Below are 2,113 nucleotides of genomic sequence, written 5' to 3' on the forward strand. Positions count from 1 at the left end.
ACTGATGAGCATGGAAGGGTTAAGGTAAGGATTAATCTTTATGCCAATCAAGAAGAATTAGATGAAAAAGAAAGTTTATATCATCACACTCCTTTTTTAAGAGTAGCTTCTAGTATAGCAAGCAATCATTCAGGTTTTTATCATACTCCAAGAATAGGAGATGAAGTGATTATTTCTTTTTTAGATGATGATATAGATAAACCTTATGTAAGTGGAAGTTTGTATAATGGGACTACAACTATGCCTCAATATAATTATCCAAGATATCAAAGAGAGATTGCCACTAGCACTTTAAGTTATTTAAGCGAAGTTCCTATTATGATCAATCAAGGCTTAGATACCTTAAAACTTCAAGAAAATACAGATTATGAATTAAGCTCTATAAACAATCATTATCTTACTTTGGCTAATTCCACAGTAGGAGTGGATAACACCGATGCAAGAGCAAGGAATGAAATTACCCTAAAAAACGACAAAGACAAAGAAGAAATTTATATCCTAGCACAAAAAGATTATAAAGAAGAAATAGGTAATAATTATGAGCAAACCATAAAAAATAATAAAACTTCAGAAGTAGGAGCCTTATATACTGAATTTATCACTTTAGGTCATATGCAAAATATCGCAGGATTTAAAAATGTCAATGTAGGGGCTGAATATTTAGAAAATACTTTACTCTCTAAAGATACCAATGTAGGTTTAAGTAATACTTTAAATGTGGGGATTAGCAATGAAATAAACATAGGGCAAAACCACGAAGAAAAAATAGGAAATGACAAAAGAGTCTTTGTAAATAATAATCTAGAACAAGATATTAAAAATGATTCTATTTATAGAGTAGGACATAATAAAAATGAAACCATAAGAGGTTCTTATGTGCTCCAAACTAACCACTCTGTAAAATTTTATTCCAAAAAAGATATGACCTTGGAAACAAATGAATATATTAAAGCCGAAGCAGATGATTCTATTAGTTTTAAAGCTAGAAAAGATTGTACTTTTGCAGCTGATAGAGTTAATACTTTAGCAAACAAAGATAGCGTTTTAGTAGCACAAGAACATATTGTTTCTAGGGTAAAAAATACAATCATTTCTCAAACAGAAGATAAAATTGTAATACAAGTAGGTAAAATGCAAATTATTATAGACGATAAGGGCTTAAGGATCAAAGGCGGTGATCTAAGAGTGGATTAAAACTAATTTTTTAAATTATAACAACACAAGGAAAAACAAATGAAAACTTTAGAAGAAATGCAAGCTATGGATGAAGAAGCTATAAGGGAGTTAGGTTGGGAATTTTTTAGACTTGTTAAAAATAATAAACTTAAAGAAGTGAAAGAGTTTTTAAAAGATTATCCCATACCTGAAATATTTTTAGAGAAACGTCGTAAGGTATATTGGTGTGATCATCCTATACCTTTTTTTAATCCTAGTTCTACTTTAGCTTGGGCAGGGATTGCTTATGATAAGAGTCAAAGTTTTGAAATGATGGAGTATTTTGAGAGTTTAGGACTTAAAGCTGATGATGAGTGTTTAGGAAATAATGCCCTTACTGATTATATTGGAGTGGGTGGAAAAAATAAAAAAATGATTGATTATTTTTTTAAAAAAGGATGTAAATTTGAAGTTTATGATGAAAAAGGTGCCACCCCTTTGCATTCTTGGATATTGCTTGGCGATCCTGAGTCTGTAAATTCTTTAGAAGTGGCTTTACAATTTGGCGCTGATGTAAATATGAGAAATATTAAAACAGAACATGAACATAGTTATATCGATGCAGGAAAAACCCTTTTACATATAGCTGCAAGATCTGAGGAAAAACCTATTGGAACTTGTTTGGAAATTTTGATCAAATATGGAGCTGATGTCAATGCTGCTAATTGCACTATCAATAAAACTAAAGATGATAAAATTAATTATTTTAAACCTAATACTCCATTAGATAGGGCTATTTCTTTTGGGATAAATAAAAATAAAACAATCTTAAAAAAAGCAGGTGCTAAGACTTGGGAACAATTGGTTAAAGAATACAATATTGATACAAGCTTGGAAGAACCAGAACAAATTAAAATGTATGAAGAAAGAAGAAAGATAAAAAAATAATAAAAAGGAG

The 2,113-nt window shown here is 29.9% G+C and carries 2 protein-coding genes; both read left to right on the forward strand.

Annotation, left to right across the window (positions count from 1 at the left end; genetic code table 11):
- A partial coding sequence (locus tag AJN64_RS04280; RefSeq protein WP_186820832.1) for a bacteriophage T4 gp5 trimerisation domain-containing protein occupies positions 1-1,194 on the forward strand: 1,194 nt, incomplete at its 5' end.
- A 39-nt stretch (positions 1,195-1,233) separates the two neighbouring features.
- Entirely contained in the window at positions 1,234-2,103 is an 870-nt protein-coding gene (locus tag AJN64_RS04285) for an ankyrin repeat domain-containing protein (RefSeq protein ID WP_070292737.1), read from the forward strand.
- The last annotated feature ends 10 nt before the right edge of the window (positions 2,104-2,113 follow it).

The organism is Campylobacter sp. BCW_4332, from assembly GCF_001763175.1.
GTDB lineage: Bacteria > Campylobacterota > Campylobacteria > Campylobacterales > Campylobacteraceae > Campylobacter_D > Campylobacter_D jejuni.

Excerpts from the sequence above, each read along its gene's own strand:
- AJN64_RS04285 (WP_070292737.1), top strand. The coding sequence starts at position 1,234 with ATGAAAACTTTAGAAGAAATGCAAGCTATGGATGAAGAAGCTATAAGG.